The organism is Mesorhizobium sp. M7D.F.Ca.US.004.03.1.1 (assembly GCF_003998635.1).
GTDB classification, from domain to species: domain Bacteria; phylum Pseudomonadota; class Alphaproteobacteria; order Rhizobiales; family Rhizobiaceae; genus Mesorhizobium; species Mesorhizobium loti.
Window position 1 is genome coordinate 1 of the sequence record NZ_RZQG01000236.1, and the last position, 7,343, is coordinate 7,343.

General features: G+C 64.1%; 7 protein-coding genes. 3 read left to right on the top strand and 4 right to left on the bottom strand.

What is annotated here, in order from left to right:
• A partial coding sequence (locus EN935_RS15365) for a sugar kinase (RefSeq protein WP_164771144.1) occupies positions 1-738 on the bottom strand: 738 nt, incomplete at its 3' end.
• Between the two features lie 151 nt (positions 739-889).
• Between EN935_RS15365 and EN935_RS15370 the strand changes: the two genes are divergently transcribed.
• Together EN935_RS15370 and EN935_RS15375 are read left to right on the top strand one after the other, a co-directional pair.
• On the top strand, positions 890-1,339 hold the full coding sequence (locus tag EN935_RS15370; protein WP_109668706.1) for a FixH family protein: 450 nt from the start codon (positions 890-892) through the stop codon (positions 1,337-1,339).
• Positions 1,340-1,346: 7 nt separating this feature from the next.
• On the top strand, positions 1,347-2,546 hold the full coding sequence (locus EN935_RS15375; RefSeq protein ID WP_127373421.1) for a cytochrome c peroxidase: 1,200 nt from the start codon (positions 1,347-1,349) through the stop codon (positions 2,544-2,546).
• 1 nt (position 2,547) lies between these two features.
• On the opposite strand, the gene EN935_RS15380 is transcribed toward EN935_RS15375, so the two are convergent.
• Positions 2,548-3,000 (bottom strand): Lrp/AsnC ligand binding domain-containing protein, encoded by a 453-nt coding sequence (locus tag EN935_RS15380; RefSeq protein ID WP_027029407.1) that lies wholly within the window; start codon positions 2,998-3,000, stop codon positions 2,548-2,550.
• 163 nt (positions 3,001-3,163) lie between these two features.
• On the opposite strand from EN935_RS15380, the gene putA reads away from it, so the two are divergent.
• Entirely contained in the window at positions 3,164-6,772 is a 3,609-nt protein-coding gene (putA, locus tag EN935_RS15385) for a bifunctional proline dehydrogenase/L-glutamate gamma-semialdehyde dehydrogenase PutA (protein ID WP_127265560.1), read from the top strand.
• A 13-nt stretch (positions 6,773-6,785) separates the two neighbouring features.
• On the opposite strand, the gene EN935_RS15390 is transcribed toward putA, so the two are convergent.
• The gene (locus EN935_RS15390) at positions 6,786-7,100 is read right to left on the bottom strand and encodes an antibiotic biosynthesis monooxygenase (RefSeq protein WP_127265559.1); all 315 of its coding nucleotides are present in this window, start codon (positions 7,098-7,100) and stop codon (positions 6,786-6,788) included.
• Positions 7,101-7,164: 64 nt separating this feature from the next.
• The gene (locus EN935_RS15395) at positions 7,165-7,338 is read right to left on the bottom strand and encodes an energy transducer TonB (protein WP_348629892.1); all 174 of its coding nucleotides are present in this window, start codon (positions 7,336-7,338) and stop codon (positions 7,165-7,167) included.
• Positions 7,339-7,343 lie beyond the last annotated feature (5 nt).

Sequence of the window (7,343 nt, forward strand, 5' to 3'; positions counted from 1 at the left end):
GACATGGATCGCAGGGACTTCGCGTAATGTTCCTCGTTGGGCAACCAGCGCCGGCGCTTCGCCATTCTTGACGACGACCTCGCCAACCAGTTGCCCGAGTCGCTCTGCGGTCGCTTGCGGTGTTGCGTCGCCAAACAGCATCTGCTCGTCGGGGAAGGTCGGCAACGCGATGTCGGTGACAGCAAGGGCTTCGACGATCGCTGCCTGCGCATCCTCGCGATTGCGCCAGAGCCGCGGCCGGTAGTTGGGGTCGAAGGCGACAAGTGAACCGACCGAGCGCGCCTTGGCGACAGCAGCCAGCAATGTGGCGCGTGCGGCATCGTCCAGAATTGCCAAAGTGATCCCGGAAAAATAGACAAGCGCCTGATTTTCAAGATTTTTCGCCAACGCAGCCGGGTCCGAGGCAAGCTGCCGCGCGGCGGCGTCGGAACGCCAATAGGTGAAGGAACGCTCGGCGCCGGTCAGTGTGATGGCATAGAGGCCGGGCCGCGCGCCCGCTATGACCGGGCTGGAGCCGATGCCGATGCCGTTTTCAGCCAGGAAACCGATCTGGCCTTGCGAGAAGGGATCGTCGCCGAAGGCCGAGACATAGGTTGCCGGCCGCTCAGTGCTCAACGCATGCAGCGCCCACAGCGTGTTGAACGTGTCGCCGGCAAAGCCCATGCGCCAGTTCGGTCCCGTCTGGCCCGACAGTTCGAGCATGCATTCGCCGATCGAGGCGACGCCGGTTCCCGCCATCTACAGTCCTCCAGTGATCTTGGTGCTGTAGCTTTTTGCCATCGGCAGCGCCATGCTTGGCAAGCAGGGTTTTTTCCGCCACAGCGTTTTCCCACAGGCTGGCGGGATGCGATCCGTTCGGCAGAGCGTTGTCTGCAGAAGAGGAACCGGTTTGGTATCGATATGGCGTTATCTTCTGGCAGGTCTTGGTCTGGCTGCCTTGCTGGTCGGCATTCTCGCGGTCGTCTATCTGACGGCGCCGCGGTCCGCGCAGCCTGCCGGCCCGGATGTCTCGCGTACGAAGAAATCCGAAAATGGGCTGTACATGGCCAGCTTCGTGCCGGAACGGGGCGTGGTGCGGCAGGGCGAACTGGAATCCTGGCTGCTGACCCTGAAAACAAAGACTGGGGCTTCGGTGGAGCGCGCCGCGATCGCCATCTCCGGCGGTATGCCGCAACACAATCACGGCCTGCCGACCAGCCCGCAGGTCACCGATTACCTGGGCGAAGGCCGTTACCGCATCGAGGGGCTGAAATTCACGATGAGCGGCTGGTGGCAACTTCGTTTCGCCATCTCGTCCGGCGCCGGCTCCGACACAGTACTGTTCAACGTGGTGCTGTGAGCGATCGATGAAGCGCCTTTTCTGCTTTCTGGCGCTGATGGTGGCCGTTATCCTTGCCGGCTGCGGCAAGCCTGACTTTTCCGACGCCGAGAAGAAAACCATCGCCTCGCTGGCGCTGTCGAGGTTGCCGCCCCTGAAGCCCGACACCACCAACCGTTTTGCCGACCTGCCGGCGGCCGCCGCACTCGGATCGACGCTGTTCTTCGACCTGGGTATGAGTCGCGACGGCACGGTGTCCTGCTCAACCTGCCACAAGATCGACCGCCAGTTCCAGGACGACCTGCCGCAAGCGGTCGGCGTCGGCCACACCAACCGGCGCACCATGCCGCTGGCCGGCGTGGCGCGCGATCCCTGGTTCTTCTGGGATGGCCGCCGCGACAGCCTGTGGGCGCAAGCACTGACGCCGCTTGAAAATCCGCTGGAGCAGGCAGGAAACCGTACCGCCTACGCGCATTACATCAAGGCGCGCTTCGGCGAGCGCTATGAACGCATCTTCGGGCCGCTGCCTGACTTTTCCGGCATGCCGTCGAATGCCAGCCCGCTTGGAAACGATGCCGAGAAGGCTGCCTGGAACTCGATGAGCGGCCCGCAGCGCGACGCCATCAACGGCGTCTTTTCCAATATCGGCAAGGCGATCGCCGCCTTCGAACGCTCGATCGAGCCGGCGCCAACGCGCTTCGACCGCTTTGCGCTGGACCTTGTCACCGGCGCGGAGCCGAAAGGCGATGCCGTTTTCTCGAAGGAGGAAATCCTTGGGCTGAAACTGTTCATCGGCAAGGCCAATTGCGTGACCTGCCACGACGGCCCGCGCTTCACCGACAACAGCTTTCACAACACCGGCGTGCCGCCCGTTGCGGGTCTGCCGCCGGATCGCGGCCGCATCGATGCCGTGGCACAGGTCGAGGCCGACCCGTTCAACTGCTTCGGCGCCTATCGCGATGGCGACGCCAGCGCCTGCGGCGAGCTGCGCTTCATGGTCAAGGATGCGCCGCAACTTGTTCGCGCCTACAAGACGCCTTCGCTGCGCGGTGCTGCGACCCGGGCGCCCTACATGCATGCCGGGCAGTTTTCGTCGCTCGACGAGGTGGTGGCTCACTACGCCAAGGCCGCACCCAGCGTGGAGGGAACGTCCGAAGTTCATCCGCTGCAGCTTTCAGACCGCGAGCGTGCGGCGCTGGTGGCCTTCCTGAAGACGCTGGCGGAGTGAGCTACCGATCCTTGACCGTCTCCATCGCCACGAAGGTCGAGGTCTGGGCGACGTGGGGCAGGGCTGAAATGCGCTCGCCCAGGACGCGGCGGTAGGCGGCGATATCCCGTGTGCGAACCTTCAGCAGATAATCGAAGCTCGACGCCATCATGTGGCACTGCTCGATCTCCGGCACGGCTTGTACGGATCGGTTGAAGGCATCGAGCGCGGCGGATCGGGTGTCGGACAATTTCACCTGGACGAAAGCGACATGGCCTTCGCCCATGCGCTCGCGGTCGATTATCGCCTGGTAGCCCCTGATGTAGCCGTCCTTCTCCAGCCGCTTCACTCGCGCCTGCACCGGCGTCTTCGACAAGCCGACCTTCGCCGCCAGTTCGGACATCGAAAGCCGGCCATCGCTTGCCAGCGCGGACAGGATATTCCTGTCGATGCGGTCCAATTGGTCTTCTGTCATCGAAAATGAAGTCCATATGATATTTTTGGATCATCAAGATAGATCGAATGACCTGCAATGTCGATTTCTTTGGACCGGTCGAAATTTCGCACTTGTGTTAGCTTGCGCCATTCGGTCCGGTGACCGCCGGCCCGCTCCTTGATGCTCGCTTCGCAGGACCGCCATGCCGCTCGATACCATCCGCCAGCAGATCCGCGCCAACTACCTGCCCGACGAAGACGAGGCCGTGAAGCGGCTGGCCAAGGCGACAGGCCTTTCAGCGAAAGACCGCGACGCAATCTCTGCCCGGGCCGCCGATCTGGTGCGGGCGGTGCGCGGCTCGTCGGATCCTCGCCTGATGGAAGTCTTCCTCTCCGCTTACGGCCTCTCCACAAAGGAAGGCGTGGCGCTGATGTGCCTTGCCGAGGCGCTGCTGCGCGTGCCTGACACTGAAACCATGGACGACCTCATCGCCGACAAGATCGCGCCGCACGACTGGTCGGCGCATTCGGGTGGTTCGAGCTCCATCTTCGTCAACGCCTCGACCTGGGCGCTGATGCTGACCGGCCGCGTCCTCGATGAGGGCGAGGGCGGCATCGAGGGCACGCTGCGTTCTATGGTGCGGCGGCTGGGCGAGCCGGTCATCCGCAAAGCGGTGGCCGCCGCCATGCGCGAGATGGGCGAGCAGTTCGTGCTCGGCCGCACCATCGCCGAGGCTGTCAAGCGCGGCCGGCCGATGACGCAGAAAGGTTATCTCTATTCCTTCGACATGCTGGGCGAAGCGGCTCGCACCGAGGCCGATGCCTTGCGCTATCATAAGGCCTATGCCGACGCGATTTCGTCGCTCGATTCCGGCTCCAACGGCCCTGATATCAGGCAGAATCACGGCATCTCGGTCAAGCTTTCGGCGCTGCATCCGCGTTATGAGGTAGCGCAGAAGGAAGAGATGCTGCCGGTCATGGCCGAGCGGCTGTTGTCGCTGGCGCTTGCCGCGCGCCATTCGCGCATGGGCCTCAACATCGACGCCGAGGAAGCCGACCGCCTCGATCTGTCGCTCGACGTGATCGAGCGGGTGCTGGCCGAGCCGGAACTCGCCGGCTGGAACGGTTTTGGTGTGGTGGTGCAAGCGTATGGGCCACGCGCGGCCTTTGCCATCGACTGGCTCTACACGCTGGCGAAGAAATACGACCGCAACATCATGGTGCGGCTGGTCAAGGGCGCCTATTGGGACACCGAGATCAAGCGGGCGCAGACGCTTGGGCTCACGGGCTATCCCGTCTTCACCCGCAAGGCCAACACCGACGTCTCCTACATGGCTTGCGCCAAGAAGCTGCTTGGCATGACCGACCGCATCTACCCGCAATTCGCCACCCACAATGCCCACACCGTCGCGGCCATCCTTTCGATGGCTGATAACCGCGATACCTTCGAGTTCCAGCGCCTGCACGGCATGGGCGAGGCGCTGCACGAGACGGTGCGACGGTCCGAAGGCACGCGCTGCCGCATCTATGCACCGGTCGGCGCGCATTCCGATCTGCTTGCCTATCTGGTTCGCCGGTTGCTGGAGAACGGCGCCAATTCCTCCTTCGTGCACCAGCTGACCGATGAAGATGTCGAGCCGGAGGACATTGCCCGTGATCCGCTCGAAACGGTCGAGAGCCAGGGTTCGGCCGCCAATCCGGCGATTGCCCGGCCTTCCCAGATTTTTGGAGCCGGCCGCCGCAACTCCAGGGGATTCGACATCACCGATACGGTGACGCTGGCGGCGATCGACAAGGCCAAGGCGGCCTTTGCCGGGCCGGATCGCTGGCATGCCAAGCCGATCACGCGCGCCGCCGGCTACGGCAAGCAGCGTCCGATCCTCAATCCGGCCAAGCCTTCCGAAGTGGTCGGCACGGTCGGCGAAGCCGCTGCCAAGCAAGTGGCGACCGCCGTGCGGATCGCGGTGGACGCGCAGCCGGCCTGGGCGAAGCGTCCCGTTGCCGAACGCGCCGCCATCCTCAACCGCGCCGCCGATCTCTATGAAGCGAATGCCGTCGAATTCTTCGCGCTCGCCACAAGGGAGGCCGGCAAATCGCTGGCCGACGGCGTCGCCGAAGTGCGCGAGGCGGTCGACTTCCTTCGCTACTACGCCACTGAGGCGGCCAATGCGGAGGCGGGCACGCAAGCGCGCGGCGCCATCGTCTGCATCTCGCCGTGGAATTTCCCGCTCGCCATCTTCACCGGCCAGATCGCCGCCGCACTTGTCACCGGCAATTCGGTGATCGCCAAGCCGGCCGAGCAGACGCCGCTGATCGCCTTCCGTGCCGTCGAACTGCTGCGCGAGGCCGGCGTGCCGGAAGACGTCATCCAGTTGCTGCCTGGCGACGGTCCATCGGTCGGCGGGCCGCTCACCGCCGATCCGCGCATTGCTGGCGTCTGCTTCACCGGTTCGACAGAGGTTGCCAAGCTGATCGAGAAGCAACTGGCCGAGACGGCCGCGCCCGATGCCATGCTGATCGCCGAGACCGGCGGCCTCAACGCCATGATCGTCGATTCCACCGCGCTGCCCGAACAGGCGGTGCGCGACATCCTCGCCTCGGCCTTCCAGAGTGCCGGCCAGCGCTGCTCGGCGCTGCGCGTGCTCTATGTGCAGAAGGACGTCGAGAAGAAGATGCTGGAAATGCTGAAAGGCGCCATGGAGGCGCTCAGCATCGGTGATCCCTGGCGGATTTCAACCGATGTCGGCCCTGTCATCGACGACGAGGCGCAAAGCTCGATCCGCGACTACTGCACGAAAATGGGTCTGCAGGGCAGGCTGATCGCCAAGCTCGAGGCACCGAAGGAGGGGCGCTTCGTCGCGCCGCACGTCTTCCGGGTCAAGGGCATCGAAGACATGGAGCGCGAGGTGTTCGGGCCGGTGCTGCATGTCGCGACGTTCGATGCCGACCAGATCGACGCGGTCATCGCGGCCATCAACCGCAAGGGCTATGGCCTGACCTTCGGCCTGCACACCCGCATCGAGGGCCGCGTGCAGCATTTCGTCGACGGCATCCATGCCGGCAACATCTATGTCAACCGCAACCAGATCGGCGCCGTCGTCGGTTCGCAGCCGTTTGGTGGCGAGGGGCTTTCAGGCACCGGTCCGAAGGCCGGCGGTCCGCACTATCTCAGGCGCTTCCGCAAGGGGCCGGAGGCCGGCACCCATTTGCAGGATGGCCATAAGGTCACGGCGACCGAACTTGCCGACAATCTGCCTGATCCCACACTTGGCGGCTGGTCGACGCGGCCCGACCGGATTGCCATTCTGAGGAAGCATCTGCGCGGCAAGGGTGCCGCGGCCATTGGTGCTGCCGCCGGCATCGATTTCGGCCAGGTCGACCTGCCGGGACCGACCGGCGAGGCCAACACGCTATCGTTGTCGCCACGCGGACGGGTGCTGTGCCTTGGTCCTGATGGCGATACGCTGCTCGCGCAGACGATCCAGGCGCTCGCCGCCGGCAATGCGGTTCTGGCCGTGGCGCCCGGCGCACCCGCTGCCCTTTCCGCGCTGACCGGCAAGGGCCTGCCGCTCTCCGCCATCGATGGTCGTCCTGATCCGGTCGAAGCGCGCTCGCTGCGCGTCGATGTCGTTGCCTTTTCCGGCACGCCCGAGGCCGCGCGTATCGTGCGCATGGTCATCGCTGATCGCACAGGCCCGATCGTGCCGCTGGTCAGCGAGGTGCTGAACCCGGCGGCCTATGCGCATGAACGGGCGGTCTGTGTCGACACCACCGCCGCCGGCGGCAATGCGAGCTTGCTGGCCGGAGCCTGACCCCGGCCAGTATTTATGCGCCTTCGACGACCGCAAAACCCTCGAACTGGGGGTGGCCGAGATAGTGGACCTTTGTCGTGCCGACATTTCTGTGGGCGGCGCGAAAATTCTCCGACTTGGTCCAGGCGATAAAATCATCGTGGCTCGCCCACACCGTATGCGATGCAAACAGCGTGTAGCCTTCGGTCTCGTTGACCGGGCCACGCAACAGGTGGAATTCCCTAAAACCCTTCATCTCAGCGAGGCTGGAGTCTCGGTTCTTCCACACGGCTTCGAAATCGTTCTCCGAGCCGGTCTGCACCTTGAAGCGGTTCATGGCGATGTACATCGGGTTCCTTTCAGCGGTTTTGAACTTTGACGATCGATGGATGGCGTAACGGGGCGGCTGAGGCTCAGAACGGGCCGATTGGTGCTTTGAACCGCCAGCTTAACAGTCCGGTCTCCGGCGGAATGGGAGGGAAGGGCGCCTGTTTTCGCACCAGCTCCAAAGCGAATTGATCGAGCTCCGGAGAGCCCGAGCTTTTGGCAAGTTGCAAGTCGCTGATGTTTCCATTGGCCAGCACCACAAATG